18 protein-coding genes and 3 pseudogenes are annotated in these 25,127 nt (G+C 64.9%); 7 read left to right on the top strand and 14 right to left on the bottom strand.

Annotated features, from left to right (window positions below):
- Positions 1 to 3: 3 nt before the first annotated feature.
- Together MPSD_RS13200 and MPSD_RS13195 are read right to left on the bottom strand one after the other, a co-directional pair.
- A complete protein-coding gene (locus MPSD_RS13200; RefSeq protein ID WP_020787538.1) occupies positions 4 to 777 on the bottom strand; it encodes a class II aldolase/adducin family protein in 774 nt (257 codons plus the stop codon).
- On the bottom strand, positions 764 to 2,410 hold the full coding sequence (locus MPSD_RS13195) for a class I adenylate-forming enzyme family protein (RefSeq protein ID WP_036426624.1): 1,647 nt from the start codon (positions 2,408 to 2,410) through the stop codon (positions 764 to 766). The genes MPSD_RS13200 and MPSD_RS13195 overlap by 14 nt, the downstream gene beginning before the upstream one ends.
- 231 nt (positions 2,411 to 2,641) lie before the next feature.
- On the opposite strand from MPSD_RS13195, the gene MPSD_RS13190 reads away from it, so the two are divergent.
- The 3 genes from MPSD_RS13190 to MPSD_RS13180 all read left to right on the top strand — a co-directional run bounded on the left by MPSD_RS13190 (position 2,642) and on the right by MPSD_RS13180 (position 4,835).
- Positions 2,642 to 3,163: a GNAT family N-acetyltransferase gene (locus MPSD_RS13190; protein ID WP_020787540.1), complete on the top strand. Its 522-nt coding sequence runs from the start codon at positions 2,642 to 2,644 to the stop codon at positions 3,161 to 3,163.
- A 144-nt stretch (positions 3,164 to 3,307) separates the two neighbouring features.
- Positions 3,308 to 4,249 carry a M48 family metallopeptidase gene (locus MPSD_RS13185; RefSeq protein WP_015355427.1) on the top strand — a complete coding sequence of 314 codons (942 nt, stop codon included), beginning with the start codon at positions 3,308 to 3,310 and terminating at the stop codon, positions 4,247 to 4,249.
- Between the two features lie 70 nt (positions 4,250 to 4,319).
- Positions 4,320 to 4,835, top strand: a complete 516-nt coding sequence (locus MPSD_RS13180; RefSeq protein ID WP_011740986.1) for a hypothetical protein — start codon at positions 4,320 to 4,322, stop codon at positions 4,833 to 4,835.
- Between the two features lie 33 nt (positions 4,836 to 4,868).
- On the opposite strand, the gene MPSD_RS13175 is transcribed toward MPSD_RS13180, so the two are convergent.
- On the bottom strand, positions 4,869 to 7,502 hold the full coding sequence (locus MPSD_RS13175) for an FHA domain-containing protein (RefSeq protein ID WP_036426627.1): 2,634 nt from the start codon (positions 7,500 to 7,502) through the stop codon (positions 4,869 to 4,871).
- Between the two features lie 140 nt (positions 7,503 to 7,642).
- Between MPSD_RS13175 and MPSD_RS13170 the strand changes: the two genes are divergently transcribed.
- Positions 7,643 to 8,977: a DUF1254 domain-containing protein gene (locus tag MPSD_RS13170; protein ID WP_020787542.1), complete on the top strand. Its 1,335-nt coding sequence runs from the start codon at positions 7,643 to 7,645 to the stop codon at positions 8,975 to 8,977.
- A 57-nt stretch (positions 8,978 to 9,034) separates the two neighbouring features.
- Here MPSD_RS13170 and MPSD_RS13165 read toward each other — a convergent pair whose 3' ends face one another.
- From MPSD_RS13165 to MPSD_RS13145, 4 genes and pseudogenes are all read right to left on the bottom strand, one after another.
- Positions 9,035 to 10,480 (bottom strand): gamma-aminobutyraldehyde dehydrogenase, encoded by a 1,446-nt coding sequence (locus MPSD_RS13165; protein ID WP_012394333.1) that lies wholly within the window; start codon positions 10,478 to 10,480, stop codon positions 9,035 to 9,037.
- Between the two features lie 66 nt (positions 10,481 to 10,546).
- Positions 10,547 to 11,749 carry an ISAs1-like element IS2404/ISMul1 family transposase gene (locus MPSD_RS13160; protein WP_420811912.1) on the bottom strand — a complete coding sequence of 401 codons (1,203 nt, stop codon included), beginning with the start codon at positions 11,747 to 11,749 and terminating at the stop codon, positions 10,547 to 10,549.
- A 119-nt stretch (positions 11,750 to 11,868) separates the two neighbouring features.
- Positions 11,869 to 13,365 (bottom strand): APC family permease, encoded by a 1,497-nt coding sequence (locus MPSD_RS13150; protein ID WP_086085910.1) that lies wholly within the window; start codon positions 13,363 to 13,365, stop codon positions 11,869 to 11,871.
- Positions 13,366 to 13,899, bottom strand: a pseudogene (locus MPSD_RS13145) (copper amine oxidase); the annotation flags it as partial.
- Positions 13,900 to 14,042: 143 nt separating this feature from the next.
- On the opposite strand from MPSD_RS13145, the gene MPSD_RS13135 reads away from it, so the two are divergent.
- Positions 14,043 to 15,245, top strand: coding sequence for an ISAs1-like element IS2404/ISMul1 family transposase (locus tag MPSD_RS13135; protein ID WP_420811911.1), 1,203 nt, complete (start codon positions 14,043 to 14,045; stop codon positions 15,243 to 15,245).
- A 12-nt stretch (positions 15,246 to 15,257) separates the two neighbouring features.
- Here MPSD_RS13135 and MPSD_RS13130 read toward each other — a convergent pair.
- Positions 15,258 to 16,688 (bottom strand): annotated as a pseudogene (locus tag MPSD_RS13130) (copper amine oxidase); the annotation flags it as partial.
- A 355-nt stretch (positions 16,689 to 17,043) separates the two neighbouring features.
- On the opposite strand from MPSD_RS13130, the gene MPSD_RS13125 reads away from it, so the two are divergent.
- A complete protein-coding gene (locus MPSD_RS13125; protein WP_020725193.1) occupies positions 17,044 to 17,349 on the top strand; it encodes a hypothetical protein in 306 nt (101 codons plus the stop codon).
- A 28-nt stretch (positions 17,350 to 17,377) separates the two neighbouring features.
- Here MPSD_RS13125 and MPSD_RS13120 read toward each other — a convergent pair whose 3' ends face one another.
- From MPSD_RS13120 to MPSD_RS13095, 6 genes and pseudogenes are all read right to left on the bottom strand, one after another.
- Positions 17,378 to 18,808, bottom strand: a complete 1,431-nt coding sequence (locus tag MPSD_RS13120; protein ID WP_086085671.1) for a serine/threonine-protein kinase — start codon at positions 18,806 to 18,808, stop codon at positions 17,378 to 17,380.
- Positions 18,809 to 18,944: 136 nt separating this feature from the next.
- Positions 18,945 to 21,174, bottom strand: a pseudogene (locus MPSD_RS30540) (molybdopterin-dependent oxidoreductase).
- 9 nt (positions 21,175 to 21,183) lie between these two features.
- Positions 21,184 to 22,707 (bottom strand): MFS transporter, encoded by a 1,524-nt coding sequence (locus MPSD_RS13110; protein ID WP_086085670.1) that lies wholly within the window; start codon positions 22,705 to 22,707, stop codon positions 21,184 to 21,186.
- A 156-nt stretch (positions 22,708 to 22,863) separates the two neighbouring features.
- The gene (locus MPSD_RS13105) at positions 22,864 to 23,247 is read right to left on the bottom strand and encodes a DUF1330 domain-containing protein (RefSeq protein WP_012394326.1); all 384 of its coding nucleotides are present in this window, start codon (positions 23,245 to 23,247) and stop codon (positions 22,864 to 22,866) included.
- Positions 23,248 to 23,250: 3 nt separating this feature from the next.
- Positions 23,251 to 23,529 (bottom strand): cupin domain-containing protein, encoded by a 279-nt coding sequence (locus MPSD_RS29320; RefSeq protein ID WP_232022842.1) that lies wholly within the window; start codon positions 23,527 to 23,529, stop codon positions 23,251 to 23,253.
- Positions 23,530 to 23,842: 313 nt separating this feature from the next.
- Entirely contained in the window at positions 23,843 to 24,838 is a 996-nt protein-coding gene (locus MPSD_RS13095; protein WP_232022841.1) for a PucR family transcriptional regulator, read from the bottom strand.
- A gap of 40 nt (positions 24,839 to 24,878) precedes the next feature.
- On the opposite strand from MPSD_RS13095, the gene MPSD_RS29315 reads away from it, so the two are divergent.
- Entirely contained in the window at positions 24,879 to 25,121 is a 243-nt protein-coding gene (locus MPSD_RS29315) for a hypothetical protein (RefSeq protein WP_232022840.1), read from the top strand.
- Positions 25,122 to 25,127: the final 6 nt, after the last annotated feature.

The following is a 25,127-nucleotide window of genomic DNA, read 5'->3' as shown; positions in this document are numbered from 1 at the left end:
GGCTCAGCTCAGTACGGCCGGGTCGGCCTTGATGGTCATCCGTGCCGCCCCCGCCCAATAGACGTCGGCAGCCCGTTCGATCAGCGATGAACGCATGCCGGCCATATCGGACCATTTCATCTGTGTGGGTTCTGCACCGGTGAGCATCACGTCGTAGGCCAGCTTGCATACTCGTTCGATCGACGCGGCGCGATAGACGGCTTGGGCGAGATTGCGGCCGGTGGCGATGACGCCGTGGTTGGCCAGAATCGTCAGGTTCGCGCTTCCGATATGTGCCGCGAGGTCGGCCGCACGTGCGGCGCTGTCGATTTCGCCGTCATAGCTTTCGACCAGGCACATGTCGTCGAGGAAGAGCGATCCGGTCTGGTGCACCAGGTCCGGCAGCCGGCCCAGGGCCGCCAGGACGCACACGTAGTACGGGTGGTTGTGGATGACCACGCGAGCATCGTCGCGAACTCGGTGCAACTGAGTGTGGATATGGATCGCGGGGGTGACGTCCCACCGGCCCTTGACCACCCGCGCGTCGGCGTCCACCGTGCAGATATCCGAGGCGGTGAGTTCCTGCCACCACAGCCCCCATGGATTGACCAGCATGTCGGTTTGGCCGTCGGGCTGCCAGGTGATGTGATCGGCCATGTTCTCTGCGAACCCGATGCCCGCGAGGTGGCGGAAGGCAACGGCGAGCGCCTGCGCATCGGATAGCTCCACACCGATCGGCGGAATCACCGATGGCGCCCATACCTGCAGGCCACCTTGGCGTGCGTCAGGAACGTTCATGCTCGGCCTCCATCCTGGCTCGAATATCGTCGCGAAGCTGCCCTTTGGCAATCTTGCCGCCGGAGGATCGAGGCAGTTCGTCGACCACGACGAGTCGTTCGGGCAGTAGTTCTTTGGAATACCCCAGCGCCAAGAGGTGCTCGACGAGTTCGGTTCGATCGAGGCGCTGCGAGTCGGCGAGCTCGACGTAGAGGCAGACCTTCTCCCCGAAAACCGGATCGGGCATCGACACCGCCGCAACGATCGCGACGGCCGGGTGGGTCAGCGCCGCATCCTCGACCTGACCGGCGCTGATGTTCTTTCCGCCGCGCAAGATGAAGTCCGAGGTCCGGCCGGTGACGGTCAGATAGCCGTCCGGATCGATCTCGCAGATATCACCCATGCGCATCCACCCGTCCCGGGTGAACAACTTCTCGTGATCGGTTCCGCCCAGATAGCCGAGGCTGGTCGCCGGCCCGCGGCACCCAGGCTGGCCCCGGCCCGACGCGGTGACGTCACGGTCCCCGTCGAAAAGCCGCACCGACATTTCCGGAACAACCCGCCCACCCGTCCTGAGGCGACGCTCCCGCGAGTCGCGCAAGGTGGTCGCACTGAGCAATCCGGTCTCGTTGGAGCCATAGAACTGCAGAATGGCTGCGCCGGTGAGATCCTCGAACTCAGTGGCGCGCCGGTACGGCAACGCCTCGCCGCCGGCGAAGACGACCCGCAGCGAACTCAGATCATAGGCCCGGCACCAGTGGTCGGCCATGAGCATCGTCAATTGAGTACTGACACAGCACAACACCGTGACCCGGTGCCGAGCGATTGCCTCACATGCGGCCAGCGTCGTGAACCGATCCAGAATCACCGCACTGGCCCCCAGGTAAATGGGTGTGGTGTGGCTGGTCCAGATGCCGAATCCGAAGGGCATGGGAATCACCGGCAGGACTACGTCCTGCGGCGTCAACATGCCATTGGCGACCGCGTGCTGATGAAAGTAGTGCCAACGGTTCTGGGTATGCACCACACATTTGGGTGCCCCCGTGGTGCCCGAGGTGGAGTTGATCAGGAACACATCATCGGGACCGAGGCGTCGCTCGTTTCCGAGCTCGCTTTCGAGCCCATTTTCGGGCGCCACCGGCACCGGCTTACCGTCGAAGCGCAGCGTTTTACCCTCGCGCACCAAGACACCCGAGGGCACCGGAAGCTGTGCGCTCACCTCGGTCGCGGCGGCGCTGCGCGGGGCGTCGCTGACCAGGAGCTTGACCTGCGCGGCGCGCAATATCTGGGTGGCTTCCCGGACACCGGCGCGTGCACCGATGCCCACCACCACGGCGCCACAGCGCTCGATGGCGATGAACAACGCATGTAGCGCGGCGCAGTCGCCGTGCCATACCGCCACCCGGCCGCCGGGCAGCACGCCAGCTCCGGCCAGCTGTTCGGCTAGACTTGTTGCCGCACAGTCGAATTCACTCCACGTTAGCAGTGACGCCGGGTAGTCGATATAGGCGGCATGATGCGGCGAGCCTTCGGCGTTTCGTCTTACCGCGTCCGATAGCGTCGAGTCGGACCACCAGCCTGCGGCGTGGTAGCGGATCGCCTCCTGGGTGCTGAATGCCGGAGATCCCGCCATATCGCGCCGACCGACAGCCATAACCAAATGATAGGAAAATAACGTGCCGCTCCACACCGACCCGCGACGGTTGGTGTCGGCCCCGCACCCAGGAGACAATCGAGATACCCCGTTCGCCAGGTGTCCCTCGGACGCTGCGCTACTCTCCCCCAAACCCGTAATCGTGCAACTGCGCGCGAAAGTCGGGTCGAAGACGGTAGCGGGCAGTATTGTCCGTGGCTCAGACAAACCATGGGAGCAAGCGTGACGGAGATGCCCGACGGTATCTCGATCCGGCAAGCTGAGCCGGCGGACTACCACAACGTCGCGCAGATGCACTATCCGAGCTGGCGGCTTTCCTACCGCGGCATCATGACGCCCGAAACCCTCGATCTGTTCGATTGGCAGGAGTGGATCGACGAGGAGTACCCGCGCAGGCTCGCCAGAGCCGGCTGGTCCATGTGGCTAGCCGAGTCGGGCGGCCAGATCGTCGGGATGAGCATTTTCGGGCCGGAGCCCGACAATCCGGATCAGCTGGAGATCGACTCGCTCTACGTCGCCGCCGGCAATGATCGCCGGGGCATCGGCGGCCTGCTGCTTGCCAATGCGCTCAACTCGGCGCCGTCACATGACGCGGTCTTGTGGTGTGCCGAGAAGAACTATCGAGCGCGACGGTTCTATCAGAAGAACGGCTTCCAGCTCGATGGCCGTTCATTCGCCTGGACGCTGGTACCCGGGGTCCTGGTCATACCGCAGATTGGCTTCACGCTGCACCGCTCGAGATCCCAGAGCTGAATCCTGACCTCACCGTGGCGGTCGCCCGGTGGCTGATCTGCGGTTTCGTGTCGCCAAGGAGTTACCAAGAATCCTCCAAGGACCGAGCGGCAAGGTGCAGTCGACCAGAACCGATCGACCACAGCGTGGAGCCCGAGACCACCCATGGCCATTGTGGAATCGCCGCCAGGCCACCCCTACCCGCACTTGCCCGCCTCGTTCTACGGCACCCCATCGGGATCGCCCCCGGGTCCCACCGGGTACCTGGAGCACCCCAGACGCCACCCGTGGGAAATCGGGCTACTGGTGCTGGTCATCGTGTCCAGCGTGCTGCTCTACCTGGTCGCGGCCGCCGTGGTGCTGTCGGGCAAGTCCAGCCTGCTCTGGATTTCCATCGTGGCCACGCCGATCGTGCTGTTCGCGCTGCGCGGGCTGACCTACGGCAAGCAGCGCGCCAACGGCGTCAAGATGTCACCGACCCAGTTCGCCGAAGGCTACTGGCTCGTCGTCGAGGCGGCCCGCCGGTTCGGGCTCAGCGAGGTTCCCGACGCCTACGTGGTGCTGGGCAACGGGCTGATCAACGCCTTCTCCAGCGGGCACGGCTTTCGCCGCTACGTCGTGGTGTACAGCGACCTGTTCGAAATCGGCGGTCAAGCCCGCGACCCCGAGGCGCTCGCCTTCATCATCGGCCATGAGGTCGGCCATCTCGCGGCCGGGCATGCCTCGTACTGGCGCCAGCTGATGCAACTTGCGATGCGCGTTCCGCTGTTGGGGCCGACGCTGTCACGGTCGATGGAGTACACCGCCGACAACTACGGCTACGCGTTCCGTCCCGCAGGTGCCCGCAAGGCCATCGGTGTGCTCAGTGCCGGAAAGTATCTGCTCCGGTCGGTGGATTTCGACGGCATGGCCGACCGGGCCGGGTCCGAGACCGGGTTCTTCGTCTGGCTGGCCAACATGGTGTCCTCGCATCCGGTGAACACCTGGCGCGCAGCCGCGCTGCGCAACCGCATGGTTGCGGGTTCGCTGTTCTTCCGGCCCAAACAGCCGGCCCCGGTGCCGCCGACGGCCTGGGCGGTCCCCGGCGACGGCGGATGGGCCAGGTAGTCCCCCAGCCTCGCGTTCAATAGCCTGGGCACGGGAATCATCCGGTCCGGCGACGCAGTAGGCAGCGGCAGTGCGATCCATATCGATGGGCCAGGTGGGGGCGGGACTGGCCAGCGGAGCGATCGCCGGCGCCGCCGGCACCACCGCGCTCAATGTGATCGCCTACCTGGACATCGCGGTGCGGGGCCGCTCCACCAGTACGACCCCGGAAGACACCGTCAATGCCATGGCGCGATTGCTGCACCTGACGGTTCCGGGTACTGGGGACGTGCTGGCCAACCGCGTCGCCGGTCTCGGCGCGCTGACCGGCTACGCGGCCGGGATTGGGATGGGCCTGGTTCTTGGGCTTGCCTACGGCCTGGGTTGGCGGCCGCGGTTGCTGGTGGCCATGCTGGTCGCAACAGCCCTCGCCCTGGTGGGTACCAACGGACCGATGACCCTGCTCGGGGTGACCGACCCCAGGACCTGGGGCCTCGTCGGCTGGATCAGTGATCTGGTCCCGCACCTCGGATATGGCGTGGTCACCGCGCTGGTCTTGCATTACACGGCGTTGTGCAAGCGCCACCAACCACTGGATCCACGCTAGGCGGGTTCGCCAGGAACCCGACCCCGCGGCCGATCACCCGCCCTTGAGGCGAATCTTCCACCGCACGAAGCTGACGTAGCACAAGCTGATGAACGCGAGCATGGCCATGTCAAACCACCAGGCACCAGCCGTGTGATGCCAGTGCGAATCCTTCGGAGTCAGCGGACCGGGCACGAGTTTGATCAGGTCGACGGTCGAGGCCGAGGTGGCAAATCCCCATCGTGCCGGTGTGGCCCAGGACATCTGGTCCAACCCCAGGCGGTCGGTGACGGGAATCATGCCGCCGGAGAACACCAGCTGCGACATCACCGCGACCACCAGCAGCGGCATGATCTGTTCGTTCGACTTGGCCACCGCCGATAGCGCCAGTCCGAGCATCGCTGAAGCGACGCAGGTGGCGGCGACGTCGGCGAACAGTTCGAGCCCAGGTTTGCCCAGCGCCACGGCGCCCTGGGTGGGACCGCCCTTGCCGATCAGCACGATGATGGTGACAATCGCCGATTGAACGACCGCAAACACCGTGTAGACGCAGATCTTCGCCAGCAGGTACGCGGTGGTGGACAGGCCGACTGCCTGTTCGCGCCGGAAGATGGCCCGCTCGCCGATGAGATCTCGGATTGTCAGCGCGGTCCCCATGAAGACCGCACCGACATTGAGCAACACCAGAATCTGGCCCGGCTCGTTGGGTGCGTTCCCCATCGGATTGGGCATGCCGAAGCCGACGTCCCCGGGTACCGACATCGACAGCGAGCCCATGACGAACGGCAATATCGCCAGGAAGATGAAATAGCCCCGGTCCGAGATGATCAGCCGCATCTGGCGTCTGGCGATGGTGGAGAACTGGCGGAACAGGCTGGTGTGCGACGGGTCGCCACCCAGCTCCCCTGGACGCTCCACCGGCGGCGCTGGCGGGGGTGGCCCCGTTTGCGCCAAGTAGCGCGCCTGGGCCCCCTCTGGGTCGTCGGCGACCGTGCTGAAGATGTCGGCCCAGTTGGTCGTCCCCATGGCCGGACCGATCTGGCTGGGCGGCCCGCAGAACGCTGTCTTGCCGCCCGGTGCCAGCAACAGAACCTGATCGCAGACATCGAGGTAGGTCAGTGAGTGAGTGACAACCAGCACCACACGACCGGCGTCGGCCAACTGCCGCAGCATGGTCATGACCTGCCGGTCCAACGCCGGATCCAGACCGGATGTGGGCTCATCCAGGATCAGCAGCGACGGTCCCGTCAGCAGTTCGAGGGCCACCGATGCACGTTTGCGCTGACCTCCCGACAGTTTGTCGACCCGCGTCTCGAGGTGCTTGGACATCTCCAGCTCTTCGAGGACCCGGGCGACCACCTGTTCGCGGTCCTCCTTGGTGGTGTCCGGCGGCAGCCGCAGTTCGGCCGCATACATCAACGCCTGCCGGACCGTCAGTTGACCGTGGACCACGTCGTCTTGCGGCACCATGCCGATCCTGCTGCGCAGGGAGGCGTATTCGGCATGAATGTTGTGGCCTTCAAAAGTCACCGTGCCGTTGGTCGGGTGCGTGTACCCGGCGACCAGCCTGGCGAAAGTTGATTTGCCAGCACCGGACGGGCCGATGACCGCGGTGAGCATCCCCGGGCGTGCCGCCAACGAGATGTTGTCCAGCAGTGTCTTGTTGCCCTCGATCGTCCACGTCACCCCGTGCACGTCAAGGCCCCCGGTGCGCGTCTCGAGCAGGCTCTCTTCGCGGCGGGCCAGCGCACCATTGGCGAAAATGAGGTCGATGTTGCCGATCGTGACGACGTCGCCGTCGTGCAGCAGTGCCGCCTCGACCCTGGCACCGTTGACGAATGTGCCGTTGATGCTGCGGTTGTCCCGGATCTCGGTGCCCTGCGGTGTCGGGATCAGGGTGGCGTGGTGACGCGACGCCAGCACCTCGGGAATGACGATGTCGTTGTCGTCGGCGCGGCCGATCGTCACCGCGCCCGGCGGTAATTCGCCCGCCGCCCTGCCCGGACGCAGAATCTTCATCATCGAGGTGGCGATGTTGCCGGTTTCGCCGGGCGCGCGCCCGACCACGAGGGGGGCCGGGGGCGCCGGGCTCGCGGCCGGCGGCCGGTATATCTGCGGGGCCGGCTGAGCGCCGGTTTGCGACCGCGACGTCTGCGGGCCGCTGGGGTATTGCGGTTGCTGGGCCGACGGCTGCACGTGCTGCGGTCCGCTGGGAGGTTGAGCCGGCATCCGCGTGGTCGGCGGGGCCGGCTGCGGCGGAACGGGCCGGTGCGAGCCGGTTTGCGGGGGTGCCTGGCTGGGCCATGCCCCGCTGGGCATGGGCGGGGGCACCTGCATGACCGCGGTTGGCGGTGGGCGCCCGACCGAACCTTGCTGACGGCGGCCGACTCCGAAGTCCAGCGCCGGACCATCCGGGTTGCCGATGTTGACCCGCTGGCCATCTTGGATGTCGACAACCGGTACTCGCCGGTTGTTGATGTAGAGCCCGTTGAGACTGCCATTGTCAATGGCGATCCATCGGCCTTGATCGAAGCGCAGCAGCAGATGCACCCGTGAGATCAGCGGGTCCGCGACGCGGACGTCTGCCCGCAAATCACGGCCAATGACTACGTCGTGGCCTGCGGCGAAGGTGCGCTCAGCTCCGTTGTACCGCACGGTCAGCACCGGCGGGGCGGCTGTTTGGGTCATCGGGACCAACTGTACTGGCACCGGCGCTCCGGGCAGAACAGGGCGCGGATATGTGTTAGCCGCGCCGATCCGCCGCGGCCAATGACATTTCACACGGCACGTCATATGGTCGGTCTACGGAGCCTCCCGGAGGAAAGATCGTGAGCACCTTGTCCAGTGGCCTGCGAACGCTCAGCTACGAAGCATTCATCTACTTCTATCCGTTGGTCATGATGGATGTGACGCGACTGCAGGCCCTCAACGCGGCACCCGGCACCGGCCCCGGCGCCGGCCCGCCCAATCACTTCTCGCACATGCGGGCGTTCCCGTCGGCCGACTTCCGCGCGGTGGTGCGGCCCAACTTCGACACGCTGTACTCCTCGGCCTGGCTGGACCTGCGCAACGGTCCGGTCCGCCTGCAGTCGGCGGACACCGACGATCGCTACTACATGCTGCCGATGCTGGACATGTGGACAGACGTTTTCGCCAATCCCGGCAAGCGCACCAGCGGGACGGGTCCACTTGATCTCGTGATCGCCGGCCCTGGCTACCAGGGCGAAAGCGGCGAAAGCGGCGAACAACCGCGCCCAACCACGGTCGTGGCCGCGCCGACACCGTTTGTCTGGATCATCGGCCGCACCCAGACCAACGGGCCGGCCGACTACCCGGCCGTTCACCGGGTACAGGACGGCTACTCCCTCACTGAGCTCGGCAGCGGTGCGCAGGCCAGTGCGGGAGACAAGCGACCAGACTTTGACCTGACTACCGAGCCGCCCAGAATCGTCAACGGCATGGCCGCGCTGGACTACCTCTCCTATGCGGCCGATCTGCTGTGCGTCAATCCACCACACCCGACCGACTACTCCGTGCTGGCCCGGCTGGCCAACCTCGGCATCGAAGCGGGAAGCCCGTTCGATGCGAGCCGGTTCGACGCGGACCAAGTGGCAGAGCTCGAGCGCGGCAGAAGCGATGCGCTCAACGACATCCTCAAGAGCGCCACCAAGCTTGGGGCCAACGTCGACGGCTGGATCAGCCTGACCGAGAGCATGGGCGTCTACGGCAACAACTACCTACGGCGCGCGGTGGTGGCCCTCATCGGTCTGGGAGCCAACCCCGCCGAGGACGCCGTATATCCGTTCCTCGCCACCGACGAGCACGGAGATCCGCTGGCCGGCGAACACGACTACGTCATCCACTTCGACGCGGACAAGCTGCCCCCGGTGGACGCATTCTGGTCGGTCACGATGTATGACGCCGAAGGCTTTCAAGTGGCCAACGAGCTGAACCGATTCGCCATCGGCGACCGTGACGAGCTGCGCTACAACGACGACGGCTCATTGGACCTCTATCTCGCGCACACCGACCCCGGTCCCGAGCGCCAGTCGAACTGGCTCCCGGCCCCGTTGGGCCCGCTGGGCGTGACCATGCGGCTGTACGCGCCGAGGCCCGAGGTGGTCGCCGACGAATGGTCGCCACCCCCGGTGCGCAAGGCCTGACTCAAACATCGGCCGTGGCCTTGGCGCCCGGAGGTGCCGCCGCGGCTGCGGCGGTGTCTAGCCCTCGAATCCGTGATAGTGCATCACGTGCTTGATCCGGGTGTAGTCCTCGAACCCGTACATGGACAGGTCCTTGCCGTAGCCGGAGTGCTTGAAACCGCCGTGCGGCATCTCGGCAACCAGCGGAATATGGGTGTTGATCCACACACACCCGAAGTCCAGCCGTGCTCCCATGCGTGCGGCGGTGTCGACGTCCTTGGTCCACACCGAGGATGCGAGACCGTATTCGGTGCCGTTGGCGAAAGACAGGGCCTGCTGCTCGTCGCTGAAACGCTGCGCGGTGACGACCGGGCCGAAGATCTCGGTCTGAATCAATTCGTCGTCCTGTTGCAGGTCGACAATCAACGTGGGCTCGTAGAAGAAGCCCGCGCAGTCTTTCTGCTTGCCGCCGGCAAGAATTCGAGCGTGCGCCGGCGCACGGGACACCAGGCCATCGATGTGGCGCATCTGGTTGCTGTTGTTGATGGGACCAAACAAGATGTCCTCATCCGCGGGGTCATAGCCCGTCCTGGTGCCGGCCACCGACTCGGCCATCGCCGACAGGAACTCGTCGTAGATGCCGTCCTGGATGATCAGCCGAGTGGCGGCGGTGCAATCCTGGCCCGCGTTGAAATAGCCTGCCGCGGTAAGTCCCTCCACCGCCGCCGCGATGTCGGCGTCATTGAAGATGACTACCGGCGCCTTGCCGCCCAGCTCGAGATGCGCACGTTTGAGGTCGTTGGCCGCGCTGGCCGCCACCGCCATACCTGCCCTGGTGGAGCCGGTGATCGACACCAGCTGTGGCACCGGGTGCGCCACCAGTGCCGCACCGGTGTCGCGGTCGCCGCACACCAGGTTGCACACCCCGGGCGGGAAGATCTCCTGCATCTTCTCGACCATCCAGTAGGACGACGCGGGCGTGGTGTCCGAAGGCTTGAGTACCACGGTGCAGCCGGCGGCCAGCGCCGGGGCAAACTTCCACACCGCCATCATCATCGGGTAATTCCAGGGCGCTACCTGGGCAACCGGGCCCACCGGCTCCCGTCGAATCGACGACGTGTGCCCACGCATGTATTCGCCCTGTGAGCGGCCTTCCAGAACCCGCGCCGCGCCGGCGAAGAACCGGATCTGATCAACCATCGGCGGAATTTCCTCCGACATGGTCAACGAGATTGGCTTGCCCGTGTTCTCGCACTCGAGCGCGACAAGTTCCTCGGCGTTGTCCTCGATGAGGTCGGCGAGCCGCAGCAGCGCACGCTGCCGTTCGCTGGGGGTGGACCAACGCCACGACTCGAACGCCTTGGCCGCCGCGGTAAACGCGTCATCGACATCTTTGCCAGAGGAATTCGGCGCCGATGCATAGACTTCGCCCGTCGACGGGTTGACGATATCCATCGTGTTTCCGTCCGGCGTTGCCTGAATTTCTCCGCCAATGATGTTGTGAAAAACCTTCTTTTCCACCATGGTGTCCCGTTCTACGAGTAGCGCTCAATGATGTTGGTCCGGACCGCAGGGCTCCGGCGTTGTTGATTAGCAGGCTTGTGAGCTGGGGAATTGTGGATTGAGGAGGTCTAGGCGGCGGTTGGCGGTCAAAGCGGTGATCCGGCAGGCTTCGGCGATGTTGTCGGCGCCGTTGAGGCGGTGCAGATTGATCGCGGTGTTGCGTAGCGTTGCTAGGACCTGTGCGCCGTTTCCGGTATGTGCCCTTTGACGGTCTTCGTCGAAGGTGACGTCGCGTATCCAGTGCAGGCTGTTCTCGATTCCCCAGTGTTGACGCATCCAGGTCATGATCGCGGTAGGGCGGGCGTGCTCGAAGGGCAGGCTGCAGATGGCATAGACCACCTCCACGCTGCGCTGGTCGGTGGCGGTGATCAAGCGTTCACGAGTGATCCGGATGATTTGTTTTGCGTAGGGGAAGCCGATTCCTCGTGCAGCGGTGATGATTTGCGGGGTGCGGGTCTCGACACGGCCGTGGCCGCGGGAGTCGTCGGTAGCGGCTGTGGGCACCTCGGCCCAGGGCAGCGCGGTGATACGCGCAAGTATTTTGGCTTGGTTGGACTTGACGATCATCAGGTAGTGCGACTTCAAGGTGGCGCAGATCAACTTCGCGGTGACGACCTGGGTATGCATCGCATCCACGGTGACCAGCCACCGCAAGCTACCCGGCAGCAGCGTGAGCAGGGCACGTACGCAGGGAATTTCATTGCTTTTCTCGGCGACAGCGAGTTGACCGAGCACCAATCGGGCACGGTGGGCGAACACCGACACGAGATGCGTGGCTGTCGCTTTGGCGCGTAAAGCACCACGCAGCATCTTGCCGTCCAACGCGATCGGCACCAATCCACTGGGGTCGCTGCTGGCCACGTGTGCAGTGAAGTAACTGCCCATCCTGGCGTTGAGGTCGGCGGGGTCTAGCCGAGACAAAACAGCGCGGAAGGTCTTCTCACTGGGCCGCCGGAACCGGACCCCTAATTGGGCCAACACATCATCGGGAGCGGTGGCCGCCCATGTGGCAAAACCAGCATAGCCGCGCATCCCCGCGGCAGTGGCCAGAACCGCGATCGCCAACAAAGCCATCAGCGAATACCTCCGACCGCGTGGGCCCCTCGGGTCTGGCACCGAGGCCAACACATCGAGAAACTCCGATCCGATGAGCTCGCTGCGCTCACCAGGACTCCAGCGGTCGAACACCTCTGGAACCGACGACACAGGCAATACTGAAACGGTAGGCACGGGCAACTCCAGACCAACGACGAACAGTAACCAACTCGATCGTTCTCCAGATAGCCCGTGCCTACACTCCGGCCCCAATAGCGCGGCACCAAAGATCATCAACCCAGCTCACAAGCCTGCTAATCAACAACGCCGGAGCCCTGGTCCGGACCGGCGTCCGGATGGCTAGCGGTGGCGATGGCGGCGTCGTCGGTGAGGGCAGGGGTTGACGGCGTCAGCGTGTGACCCAAAAAGAAGCCGGGTTGGCGCACTCGCATGACCACCATCAGCACCGCACCGAGCGACAGGATGCCGAAGCCAAGGTAGAAGACTAGCCCGACGCCTGCGATCGACGCGCCGCTGCCATGTCGCGGGTCCATGCTTTCGCGGACCGAAACAACAAAGACCAGCAACAGCATCATCCCGCCGAGCAGCGGACAAAGGAATTTGAAAACGACGTTGCGCAAAGACGTGAAGAGTTCCTTGCGGAAATACCACATGCAGGCGAAGGCGGTAATTCCGTAATGCCAGCAAACCAGCATGCCGAGGGCCGCAATGGTGTCCAACAGGGTTCGCTCCGATAGCAACCTGGCGAGGGTGTAGAAGGAACCCGAAGCAATGACTGCCGCGATGGTGCTGAACAGCGGCACCTGGAAACGTGAGCTCACCGCCGAGAACCGCTGGGGAAATTCCCGATAAGCGCCCATGGCGAGCATGCAACGCGACGCCGGGAGGAACGTCGTCCGCAAACTCGACAGAGTGGACGCCAGGATGCCCAGAAACAGCAACTGGCTACCCCACGGACCCTTCTTTGGGTCGGTGCATTCCTCACCCAGGGTCAGGCACGTATCCCAGCCCCAGAACGAGAAGATCGAACCGGTCACCCCAATGACGAACGCACCCATCGCGAGCCCGCTGAGCGGGTCGAACCAATTGAAGTCGAAGCTCAGATTCGCCGGGCCATGGTCCCGCACCGCGCCGATGATGGCCACCACCCCGAAACCCAAAATCACCGTCATCTGGAAGATGACCAATAGTCCCTGCACCCGCTCGCTGGTTTGGATGCCACGACTGGAAACCCAAGTCGCCCCGGCGATAAACACCAGCGTGGAAGCGATATCGACCCATCGGTTTGCGGCCAGGGACGCGATCCCTGGGCTATCGAACAGGCCGGCGATCAGCAGATAGAAAAACTGCACCGCGACCGCAGCCAGGTTCGACAACACAATGACCGTCGCGATCACCATGCCCCAGCCGCACATCCATCCCACGTAGGGCCCGAAGGCTTTGGTGGACCAGGTGAACGACGCTCCACAGTCCGGAATGTCGGCGTTCAATTCGCGATAGGCGAACGCGGTCAAAAACATCGGAATAAATCCGAATACAAATATCGCCGGCATCTTAAGCCCGACCGCGGCAACGATCAAGCCGATGCTGGCCGTCAACGTGTAGCCGGGTGCCACACACGCGATACCGAGGATTGCCCCCGAGACGGTGCCAACGGCCCCCTTGGCCAGGCCCTTGGATACCACGCCCTCAGCCGCGGTGTTGCTGAGCTGCGGCACGATCGGCTGCACCTTCAGCTTGTTGCCTTTGGGACCACGGGCGAAGAGCGGCGGCGCCGGGGTGTCTGTCATTCAGCAACCACCTTCGCCATGACACGTTGCGGCTGCCGTGGGCGCGACATCCAACGACGGGTTGCGGTCGAAAAATCCAACAGGCTTGAGCCAGAAAGACACGGTGTCGGCTGGCATCACCGGCCAGTCCTCCGGGCGCGTTATGTGGTGGATGCCGAACGTGTACCACACCACCACGTCGGTTTTCTCGATCGACCGGTTGGCAGCAGTCCACGCGGGCAACCCCAGTCCCGGACCGCTCTGGTTCACGAACTCCCCCGCTGGCCAACGCTCGTCGGGATGATTGGGCGTAACCCATACGGTATGGGTGATGGCCTCCGCCCGGCGTAGTACCGGCGACCTGAGATCAAACATCGGCGGAATGGCCGCACCCCCGACGAGCTTGTACGACGGGTGGGTGCCCAGCCCATTGGTGACGTTCTCGTTGACCACCCGCCACGCCCGCTGGGTCTCCCAGCAGTAGTCCTGTTTGCCCTCTTCCTCGGTGCGCAGCGGGATGTTCCTCTGGCGCAACGACAAACCGTAGGGGTTATCCAGGGCTCCGGCGTTGTTGATTAGCAGGCTTGTGAGCTGGGTTGATGATCTTTGGTGCCGCGCTATTGGGGCCGGAGTGTAGGCACGGGCTATCTGGAGAACGATCGAGTTGGTTACTGTTCGTCGTTGGTCTGGAGTTGCCCGTGCCTACCGTTTCAGTATTGCCTGTGTCGTCGGTTCCAGAGGTGTTCGACCGCTGGAGTCCTGGTGAGCGCAGCGAGCTCATCGGATCGGAGTTTCTCGATGTGTTGGCCTCGGTGCCAGACCCGAGGGGCCCACGCGGTCGGAGGTATTCGCTGATGGCTTTGTTGGCGATCGCGGTTCTGGCCACTGCCGCGGGGATGCGCGGCTATGCTGGTTTTGCCACATGGGCGGCCACCGCTCCCGATGATGTGTTGGCCCAATTAGGGGTCCGGTTCCGGCGGCCCAGTGAGAAGACCTTCCGCGCTGTTTTGTCTCGGCTAGACCCCGCCGACCTCAACGCCAGGATGGGCAGTTACTTCACTGCACACGTGGCCAGCCGCGACCCCAGTGGATTGGTGCCGATCGCGTTGGACGGCAAGATGCTGCGTGGTGCTTTACGCGCCAAAGCGACAGCCACGCATCTCGTGTCGGTGTTCGCCCACCGTGCCCGATTGGTGCTCGGTCAACTCGCTGTCGCCGAGAAAAGCAATGAAATTCCCTGCGTACGTGCCCTGCTCACGCTGCTGCCGGGTAGCTTGCGGTGGCTGGTCACCGTGGATGCGATGCATACCCAGGTCGTCACCGCGAAGTTGATCTGCGCCACCTTGAAGTCGCACTACCTGATGATCGTCAAGTCCAACCAAGCCAAAATACTTGCGCGTATCACCGCGCTGCCCTGGGCCGAGGTGCCCACAGCCGCTACCGACGACTCCCGCGGCCACGGCCGTGTCGAGACCCGCACCCCGCAAATCATCACCGCTGCACGAGGAATCGGCTTCCCCTACGCAAAACAAATCATCCGGATCACTCGTGAACGCTTGATCACCGCCACCGACCAGCGCAGCGTGGAGGTGGTCTATGTCATCTGCAGCCTGCCGTTCGAGCACGCCCGCCCTACCGCGATCATGACCTGGATGCGTCAACACTGGGGAATCGAGAACAGCCTGCACTGGATACGCGACGTCACCTTCGACGAAGACCGTCAAAGGGCACATACCGGAAACGGCGCACAGGTCCTAGCAACGCTACGCAACACCGCGATCAATCTGCACCGCCTCAACGGCGCCGACAACATCGCCGAAGCCTGCCGGATCACCGCTTTGACCGCCAACCGCCGCCTAGACCTCCTCAATCCACAATTCCCCAGCTCACAAGCCTGCTAATCAACAACGCCGGAGCCCTGAGGGGTTATCCGGTCCCGTAAGCACCATCTCCGTCTCGCTCGTGTACACGGTGTTGTCCGTGCCGTCGATGTCCAGATCCAGCCGCGCGGTAAGAAAATGTTGGTGATACGGGGCATAAGTTCGTTCGTCGACCAACGTGCCCGATGCGTGCGCCTGACTATTGTCGAAGTTCGTGGTCACCATCAAACCGGTTGCACGAATTTCGCATTCGATGTTGCCATCCTGGTAGAAGCGCCAGTAAACCAAGTACTCGTAGTTGGCCACCGTCACGTGGAAAGAGACGGTAAGCCGGCGCATGCGCCGCACCTCGGCGCTGCCATCGCATACGACGTGCTTCCACAGCACCGCGTTGTCTTCTTCATGGATGCAGATGGCATTCTTGATCGTGTATGGCTCCCCCTTGCTGTTGTGTAAGACCGCATCGAGATATCGGATCTCGCCCAGGCAGTCGCACCCCTTCTCCAGCGAGGTTGTCATGAATCCGAGCCCCCATTCGCCGATGTCGAAGGCCGTCCGACGATAGTGATCAGCGCAATGATCGCGGTAGGGCACCGCCATCTCGGCGAAAGACATCCGGTAGGCAATCGGGCGAACCCGACCGTGGTCGTTGTAGGTAACGGTGTGCAGTGTCATGCCTTCGCGATAGTTGAAACCGACGCGCAGCGACCAGTTTTGCCATTCCAGATGATTGCCCCGCAGGGTGAACGACGGACCGTCGGGTTGAATGATCTCCAATGGCCGCAGGGCGCCCCGCACGCTGGAATCACGCAGATTCTCCGGGATGTGCCGAGGCACATATTCGGCCATGACGGCCGGGAACTCGAGCGGACTGCCTTCCTCGATGTCGAGCAATTCCATGGTGTTCAAGTCGATAACGCAATGAAATCCCTTGATGTGTCGCGCATAGAGGTTCCCGCCACCTGGCGACGTCAGCCAGCTGTCCGACCATGCGAGCCGTCGGGCGCGATACGCTTCCGGAATCAGGGCGTCGCCGTAGGCCCACACATCGACCAGCATGTTCTCCAAGTCGGTAATGCCGCGTCGGCACAAGGCCGCGATAACGGCCGGATGGCTGCGGAGCACCTCGCCCGCCTCTAGCCATTCATCATGGGTGATATTGGGCTGCACCCCCGGCAGGCAAGTCCACGAGAGAATGCGGTCGCCCGAGAGGGAAACGAGCGCCTTGTAGGTGCCGTTTGTGTCACGGTCGAAGCACACGATGACAGCCCGTCGATCCGGCACCACTGCGTTGTTTTCGAAATCAGTGATTTCTCGTTTGCCCGGTTCCGCGAGCTCCATCGAGGCGAATCGCCAACGTTCAGTGATATTCCGGTCACGGCGCACAACGGAGACGGCCTGCTGGAACTCGCTCTCGGTCAGCGGATCGAGCGGATGGAAAGTCTGGACGATCGTCTCGGTCATGGCTTCTCCTGTGTCAAACCCGGCCCCAAAACGTACCTGTGGTTCGCGGCCATCTCCACAAAGACGGCAACAATTTCCCGCAAGTTAACACTGGGCCTGCCGAGTCTGTGGAACAAGGGTTGTCGGCATGGCTCGAAAAGAAGTACCGCGCGAAATTCAGCGCAAATTCACCACTTACAAGTGCCGCGGATAGCCGGTAATTGGCGCCGCACGCAATACACCGAGCGCCCCGCGTGTCGGTAAGCTCCGGCCCGCGCGATTCCGATGTTGCCTGAGCCACAACCGCACCGGAGCCCGCAGCCGGGTCATTAGAGTGGGCAGCGAATCTAACGAGGCATTGGCGAAGGAGATCTCGATGAGTCCCTGGAAGCGGCCGTCGGCCACGGCAGCGATCGCGGCGCTGGCCTTTACCGCCCTTCCACAGGTGTTGGCCGTCATGGCTCCGTCCGGCGCGGCACAGGCCGACGTGTGCGTCAACGCCGGCCGGCGGGTATCGGTCAGCGGGTGCGCCAACATTGCAGACGCGATCGCCCCCTACGTTCCGCCGCCCGCCGAATATGCCCCGCTGCCCGAGGACTACCCGCCGCCCCCGCCGCCACCCCCCAACGTGAATGTGTGCGCCAATGTCGGCAGGCGAATCAGCGTCAGCGGCTGCGTATAGGCCGGGTGGCCGCGGCGGACCAGCCCGCTCAGTAGCCGTTGCTGCGGCGAATGTCCTCTCGGCATTCGTGGCGGGTCTGGCCGGTCTGCTGCATGCAAATGCGTATCGGCGAATCCTGATCGATGGGTAACGGCGGCTCGGTCGGATCGGGCGTGGCGCTCACCGTCGGACTGGCCACCGCGCCTTCGGTGAGCGACCAGATTGTCGTGTTGGTGCCCTGCAGGGTCGAACAGTAGGCGGTGGCGCCTGTTTTTGTGGTTCCGGTGCTGCCGAGCGGGGAACACATGGCGCCAATGACGACCGCGGGCGCGGGAGTCACCGATTCCGTCGTCGCGGCCACCGTACTGGTAGACGTGCTCGTCGGCGCGGTCGTGGTGGCCGTGGTTGTCGAGGTCTTGGCGGCCGTGGGGCTGGGCCGGCTGGAACTGGTCGCCGCAGGCGGTGCGACGCGCTCATCGTCGGCGCGCTCGAACTCGCGCAGCGCCACGGCGATCGCTACGACCAGCAGGATCGCCAGCACGGCGGGGACGATGACCGAGGCTCGCGCCAGGGACTTCTTGGCCGCAGGCACCGCCACCGCCACCGGCCGGGAGATGCGCGTGTCGTCGGGATCGCCGACTCCGCCCAGCCGATGGCTCAATGCCCGCGCGAAATCGATGCAGCGTTGGTAACGGTCCTTGGGGTCTTTGGCCAGCGCCTTGGCGAAAACCGGGTCCAGCTCTGCCAATGCCGGCCGGCGCTGGCCGATCGCCGGGGGTGCGGCGCTGAGATGCTGGCTGATCACCACGGCGGGATTGGAGTGCTGAAACGGCGGTGAGCCCGTCAGCAGGTGGTATGCCGTCGCCGCCCGGGGGTACTGATCGGCCTTTCCGTCCAGGTCGTGGCCCATCAGCTGCTCGGGCGGCGCGTAAGACACGGTGCCGACGGTCATGTTCGTCGCTGTGAGCCCACTGGCTTCGCCGACCCAGCCGGCGATCCCGAAGTCGGCCAACATGATCCGCTTGGCCTGCGAGGCCGGCGCCGCGATGAGAATGTTGGCGGGCTTGACGTCGCGGTGCAGCAGCTTGTGGTCGTGCGCGTAGTCGAGCGCCTCGGCTACCGCGGTGATGATCTCGCTGACCTCCGAGCCGGGCATCCTGTTGGGGTACCGATCGCGAAGCAGCGTCACAGCATCGGTGCCGTCGACGTAGTCCATGTCGATCCACAGCTGGCCGTCGGTTTCCCCGCGGTCATGCACGGCAACGATGTGCGGATGCCACAGGGCTGCGGCGGCGTCTGCCTCGCGGTGGAAGCGTTGGCGGTACTCGTGGTCTGCGGACACCTCGGGCCGAAGGACTTTGAGCGCGTCTTGCCGGGGCAATCGGGGATGCTGGGCCAGATAGACCTCGCCCATCCCGCCGGTACCCAGCTGTCGGACGATGGTGTAGCCGGCGAACGTCGAACCTGCGGCGAGCGGCATGGCCGCATCGTAGCCCGCCCGGGCGCAACAGGTCGAAGAGCGGGTTGGCCGCTCAGCCCGACGCGACTGTCGATTGGGTCTGCGCCGGGCGAGCCGCGTTGCCCATCTGGCGGGCCCTGCCGATGAGGTCGGGGCGTCAGCTCACGGTCACCGGGATGCCGTTGAGGACACCGTTGCCGGAGGGCTCGTCGAGCAAGGTGGGCGGGGACAGCACGTTGGTGTTGACTCCAGGTGCGCTGTTGGCCACCGCCAGCCGGGTGCCCGGTTTGCCGTGCCCCCAACCGTGGGGCATCGAGACCAAGCCCGGTTTGATCGCCGAGGTGAGTTCGACGGGCACCGTGATCTCGCCGGCCGACGATCTCACCGTCACGGTGTCGTTGTCGGTGATGCCGTTACGGGCTGCGTCGTCCGGATGCATCAGCAGCGTGCAGCGATCCTTGCCCTTCATCAGCGCCGGCACGTTGTGCAGCCACGAGTTGTTCGATCGCAGGTGTCTGCGATTGACCAGGACCAACTGCTCGGCCGGCCGATCCATTCTGGATGCCAGCCGGGGCAGATCGTCCAGGAGGCACTGCGGGGCCAGCCGGATCTTTTTCTCCGGGGTCCCCAAAATGTCCGGTAACTGCGACACCATGGGTCCGAAGTCGATGCCGTTCGGATTGGCCTTGAGCATGTCCAGCGTCAGTCCGCCGGGATTCTGGCCGTAGCGATCGCCGAACGGACCGGTCCGCAACGTCAGATCCAAAATCCGCTCTGGCCCGCCCGCCCAGCCGTCATGCTCGTAGCGTTTGCGGATCGCCGCACCGTCAAATCCCTTGGTAAAAGCCAGATAATCAAAGAATCCGTCATCGATCGCGGCGACGTCGACGTCGACGTCCTCGGCCGGCGTGCCGGTGCACAGCCCGGTCAGCCGAATCAGGATCTCCCACTCGTGCGGGCGATCGCCCGGATCGAAGACCGGCGCGGAGTAGTTCGCAAAGCTGCGGATCGCGAATTGCAGCACCAGATCATCGTGATGGGGCTGTTCGAGCGGCGACAGCCCGGGCAGAATCACATCCGCGTGCCGCGTCGTCTCATTGAGCCAAAGGTCAACGGAGATCATCGCTTCCAGCGAAGACAGCGCTTCGTCGAGCTTGTCACCGCCGGGTGTGGACAGCACCGGGTTGCCGGCGATCGTGATGAGCGCCCGGAGCTGCCCATCTCCCGGGGTGGCGATCTCTTCGGCTAGACAGGACACCGGCGCCTGGCCCAGGACTTCCTTCGCACCGCGCACCCGGGTATGCCAGCGACCGAATTCGGCGACGCCACCTTCTAGACCCGGCAACGGTTGCGTGGTGATAGACCAGGCAGCCGGCCGGGGGGAACATGGCGCCGCCGGGGGTGTCGAAGTGGCCCGTCAAGATGTTGATCACGTCGACCAGCCAGCTCGCCAGACTGCCGAACTCCTGATTGCACAGGCCGATTCGGCCGTACACCACCGACTTGTGGGTGCCGGCGAGCTCGCGAGCCAGCCGCCGGATGCGCTCCTCCTCGATGCCCGTGACCGCGCTCACCCGGGCCGGCGGCCAGTCCGCGGCAACCCGGCGCATCGTGTCGACGCCGTCGACATGCGGCCCGGGGTTGACCAGGTCCTCGTCAAACAGCGTGTGTGCGACCGCCAGTAGCAGCGCCGCATCGGTGCCGGGCACGATGGGCAGCCACTCATCGGCACGCGCGGCGGTGACCGTGCGGACCGGGTCGATCACGATGACCTTGCCTCGTTGACGAATCGCGTCGATCAGGCCCATTACGTCGGGCGCGGCCAGCAGCGAGCCCTGGGATGCGGCGGGGTTGGCGCCCATGATGACCAGGAGGTCGGCGCGTTCGATGTCGGGTACCGGAAGCGTCCACCAGCCCCCGTACATCAGGTGCGACGAGAGGTTTTTCGGCCACTGGTCGACCGTGCCCGGCGAATAGGTGACCGGCATGCCGGACATGCCCAGCAGCACACCGGCATAGCGAGCCAGGGAGAAAGAGTGCGCCAATGGATTACCGGTGTAGGCGGTGACCGCGCCGATGCCGTAGGTGTCGATCACCGGAGCCAGCAATTCGGTGCAGCGGCGAAATGCCGCGTCCCAGCTCACCTCGTGCCATTGTCCGTCGATCTTGATCATCGGGTGCCGGATGCGGTCCGGGTCGTCATGCAAGGCGCCCAACGACGCGCCTTTGGGGCAGATGTGTCCGCGGCTCCACACGTCGTCGCGGTTGCCCCGGATGCCGACCACCCGACCGCCGGACAGGCCGTCGGCTACCCGAATCTCCAAGCCGCACATGGCTTCACAAAGCGGGCACGCGTGCAGGTGCCTGCCATCATCGACCGTGGCCATGCACCCACCTTATTCCGCTACGCGCAGTCGCGGAAGTGGCTCCGGCCGATCGGCGAGGTCAAGCACCGCGGCCTTGGCGCCCTGCTGCGAGCGCCGATGCCGCTCGGTAGCCTCCTCGGAGGCCAGCGCGGTAGCCACGTCACGCGGGTAGCTGCGCCGGGCCACCGTCAGGATCAGGGTGCCCGCCAGGAACAGCGCGGTGAGCATGATCAGAAACGTCTGCGTCAGCCCGGTCGATGCGGTTGCCACCTGACCGGGCGCGCGCCGCTGCGGCGCCAACTGCATGGATACCAGGGCGAAAACCAGCGGGGCTGCCGCCGTGAAGCCGGACCGTAGGGCGGTGCGGATCGCCTTGGCCCTCCCCCACAACCTGGAGTGCATGATGTCCAGTCGCGCCGCGTCCAGTGGCGGATTGACCCCGCCCAGCCCGATCGCCGCGAGAAAGGCCGCCACCACGGCGATCACGACGTTGTCGGTGAGCAGCGCGGGTACGAAGAACCCGCCCGCAACCAGAAATGCCGCACCGGCGACGCCCAACCGGGCGCCGAGGTAACCGCGGCCGATCAACCAATCCGCGAGGCGCCCGGCACACAACGTTCCGATCAGCGCGCCCACTCCGATGATCGCGATCAACGAAATCGCCAGTGTCTGGCTGATCCGGAATCGGCTGCGCAGCAGCGCGACCGCGAAGGTGCCCAGCCCCGTGTAGAAGAAGTATCCGAACGCCGACGCGACTATCAGGGCCACGTTGGTCCGAATTTTCAGTACATAGCCCACCGCCCAGCGCAGGGACCGGCCTTCCGGGCTCTCCTGCAGAATGAGGTGTGGGTGCGCGCTGACGCGTTGGGCGATCACCGCTGCCGCCAGGGTGTCGTTCGAGCAGTCCCGGCGATCGCTGCCCGCAGTCGCGCCGAATCGTTCGCCGCCACGCGCGGGTTCGGGCACCGTCCTGGCCAAGGCGAGCGTGAGCAGCAATCCGGCCACCGCCAGCCACAGGAAACTCAACCGCCATGTGATGGCGGCCAACCAGCCCGAAACCAGCACCCCCAGTGCGGTGCAGATTCCCTCACCCGCCAGGACGAAGCCGTAGATTCGCCCCCGCTCATGCTGAGCGAAGAAATCGCCCATCAGGGACGCGACAACCGGGCCGCCAACCGCCACGACCACCCCAAGTGCGACCCGGCTGGCCAGCAGCCAGCCGTACCCGGCGCTGATACCGCCGAGGGCCATGGCCACCGACCAGATCAAGACGGTGATCCACAGCACGCGGGTGCGGTTGACCCGGTCGGCCAGCGTCCCCGACACCAGCATGACGACGATCCCGATCGCGGTCGACGCCGTCACCAGCAGGCCGACCTGCAAGTTGGTGATCCCGAAGGCCTGTTTCAAGGCCACGGCGAGGGCGCCGATGGTGCCGTTGCTGGCGCCTTCCAACCCGACCACCAAGGCCAGCAGCACGATCACCCGCATCCGGGCCGGACCGCCGACTGCATCGGCAAGCCCGCCCCTGATGGCGCGACCGTTGGTGGTCATCTCAGCGCATTCGCCCCGAGTCCCTCCGGCTCGGGAGCCACGCCCTGGCGATGGTGAGCCCTCACTACACCAGGATGCCCCGATAGTCGCGCGAGAAACAGCTGCGGTCACGAGCCGGTCGGCGATGTGGCCAGGGCCCGCCGGGCGGCCTTCCGGTCAGATTTGCACCCAGGGGTCGGTGGCCACCAGATGAGTGCTCTGCAATGCCGCCGCGCGGTGCACGTGCGCGTTCTCGTGATAGCCCGGGTTGGTCACCATGGACACGAACGCCGCCCGCGATGGGTAGCGCACCACGACGATGGCGTCCCAGAAGGGGCGGTCGATATCGCCGGCGACAACGTGGCTGGCTTCGCCCGCGTACTCGATGGTGGCGCCCACCGCTTCCAGAAACGGCATGACCTCTTTGGCGTAGCGCTGGTAGTTGGCTACCCCGTCCGGTTTGAACTGCAGCAGGTTGATCATGACCACGGGCGTGTCGAGATCGGCGGCTGCCGCCATCAGGGTGGCTAGCTGGTTCTCGTTGGGTTCGATGGCGGTCATGGGTCACCCACCCCAGCTGGTCAGGTCACGCGAGGCGATCCCGTTGGCGGCGCAGTAGCTGGTGTAACGCTCGATGGAGGTCTTGTGGTTCTCCTGCCACAGGATCTTGTTGTCTGCGTCGAGAAAAAGCAGCTCGCCGACCAGGAAGAAGAACACCTCGGTGTCTTCCAGGCTTTCCGGGGTGTGCGATGAGCCGGCCACCTCGTAGACGGTGTCGCCCGCGCGGGAAATCCAGTTGTTCTCCTGGTACCGCCACGCCCCGCTGACGGTGTGGCCTACCACGATGCCGGTGTGGTAAATGGGGTGGAAGTTCCAGTCCGGCAGGAAATTTCATCGACACGATGATTTCGGCGCGCACCGGATCGACCTTCCAGTACTTCAGGAAGACCTGGTCGGTGAGCGGGGTGAACGGAATCCATGGGTTGTCGATGCCGCTCATGTAGTTGACGTCGAGTTCTTGCAGGGTCTGCATTTCTCGTGCTCCTTCATGGTGCCTGTTTGCCGCCGCGGTGCGGCTGAGGCAAAACGTAGGAGCAAGAGCCAGCCCCGCGCTCGGTGCGCGGCGACAACCACGCCGACCCTGATTGTGCTCAGATCACAATTCCCCGGAGCGGCCCTGCGCGAGCCCGGGCAGCACCGGCAATAACGCCAGCGCCACCGACAGCTCGAGGACGTCGGCATCCACGGCACGGCCCAGGATCGCCTCGGCTTGATTCACCCGGTAGCTGACGGTGTTGGGGTGCACGTTGAGTCGCTTGGCCGCCCGCGTTCGGCTGCGATTTTCGGCCAGAAAGACCGCTAGGGTCGTGGCGATCCGATAGGTGTCTTCGTCGGCGGCCGCCAGCCCGCCCAGGACCCGGGTGGCGAAAAAGACGGCATGGTCGCGATCCGCACTGGCCAGGGCGGCAACCGCGACGCCGCGGTACAGCGTCACGGCGTCGGCGCGTCGCCCCATCAGCGACGCGACGCGATGCGCATACGTCGCCTCGAGATAGCTGCGCCTAAAACCCTTGAGTCCCCGCGCCGGATCGCCAACGGCCAGCCGTACGCCTGCCGGGGCCCCGGCAACACCGTCTTGGGCGTCACGCACGCTCAGCGAGCCTCGACCACTCACCCATCCGGCGACCGCCAGCGATCCCAGCGTGTGCACCAGCGTGTTCTGCGCGGCGGTGGCGCGCGCTAGGTCGGCGACCACCCGGCCCAGCAGCGGCTGAGCATCGCCGTCCTCGGGCAACCTGTCGATCCAGGCGATGACCGCGAGGTGCTGGGTGCTGACGTCATAGCGCAACCGTTTTGATGCCCGTTGCGGGTCGCGCTCGCGCTCGGCGACGATGTCGTCGACCGCGCTGGCGCGCGCGACGGTCGCCCCCCGCAGCCAGGCCTCTCGCTCAACGTCATAGGCCCGCTCGGCCCGCATCAACGCCGCGTCGACGTAGCCGAATATCCATCCCGTAGCCAGCTCTACCGCTTTGGCCTGCTCGGCAGCGTCTCGGGAATCGGCGGTAATGCGGCCGAACATCCACTGCCACAGCAGTTCCTGAGCCAGCCGGTAAAACCGCAACAAGTCCGCCAGCGCAACTTGGCGCGGCACCGCCGCGCGCGATGGCCTGGGTCGACGGCGGCAACTCCACTTGGCGTGGGTCAGCGCCGGCCTCGATCACCTGGGCCAGCTGGCGAAGGCTGGCTTCGGTGCTGACCAGGTTCTCTTTGACGGTCTGTTCGTCGGGGAACAATTGCGGCACTTCGGCTTGCATCCGGGCGACCGCGCGCTGGGCCAAGTCGGCGGCCTGAGTACCCATCTCGGCCGCGAGTGGCACCAGAACCCGCTGCCAGACCCGCTGCGCCTCGGCATCGCACGCCGGCGGCCACTGTAGCTCCAT

Origin of the sequence: Mycobacterium pseudoshottsii JCM 15466 (genome assembly GCF_003584745.1) — a bacterium.
In the GTDB taxonomy this organism is placed as follows: Bacteria; Actinomycetota; Actinomycetes; order Mycobacteriales; family Mycobacteriaceae; genus Mycobacterium; species Mycobacterium marinum.
This window is presented reverse-complemented; position numbering and strand designations above follow the sequence as displayed.

Excerpts from the sequence above, each read along its gene's own strand:
- MPSD_RS13150 (WP_086085910.1), bottom strand. The coding sequence starts at position 13,365 with ATGACAGACACCCCGGCGCCGCCGCTCTTCGCCCGTGGTCCCAAAGGC.
- MPSD_RS13125 (WP_020725193.1), top strand. The coding sequence starts at position 17,044 with ATGAGTCCCTGGAAGCGGCCGTCGGCCACGGCAGCGATCGCGGCGCTG.
- MPSD_RS13120 (WP_086085671.1), bottom strand. The coding sequence starts at position 18,808 with ATGCCGCTCGCCGCAGGTTCGACGTTCGCCGGCTACACCATCGTCCGA.
- MPSD_RS13105 (WP_012394326.1), bottom strand. The coding sequence starts at position 23,247 with ATGACCGCCATCGAACCCAACGAGAACCAGCTAGCCACCCTGATGGCG.
- MPSD_RS13200 (WP_020787538.1), bottom strand. The coding sequence starts at position 777 with ATGAACGTTCCTGACGCACGCCAAGGTGGCCTGCAGGTATGGGCGCCA.
- MPSD_RS13175 (WP_036426627.1), bottom strand. The coding sequence starts at position 7,502 with ATGACCCAAACAGCCGCCCCGCCGGTGCTGACCGTGCGGTACAACGGA.
- MPSD_RS13185 (WP_015355427.1), top strand. The coding sequence starts at position 3,308 with ATGGCCATTGTGGAATCGCCGCCAGGCCACCCCTACCCGCACTTGCCC.
- MPSD_RS13190 (WP_020787540.1), top strand. The coding sequence starts at position 2,642 with ATGCCCGACGGTATCTCGATCCGGCAAGCTGAGCCGGCGGACTACCAC.
- MPSD_RS13165 (WP_012394333.1), bottom strand. The coding sequence starts at position 10,480 with ATGGTGGAAAAGAAGGTTTTTCACAACATCATTGGCGGAGAAATTCAG.
- MPSD_RS13110 (WP_086085670.1), bottom strand. The coding sequence starts at position 22,707 with ATGACCACCAACGGTCGCGCCATCAGGGGCGGGCTTGCCGATGCAGTC.
- MPSD_RS13195 (WP_036426624.1), bottom strand. The coding sequence starts at position 2,410 with ATGGCTGTCGGTCGGCGCGATATGGCGGGATCTCCGGCATTCAGCACC.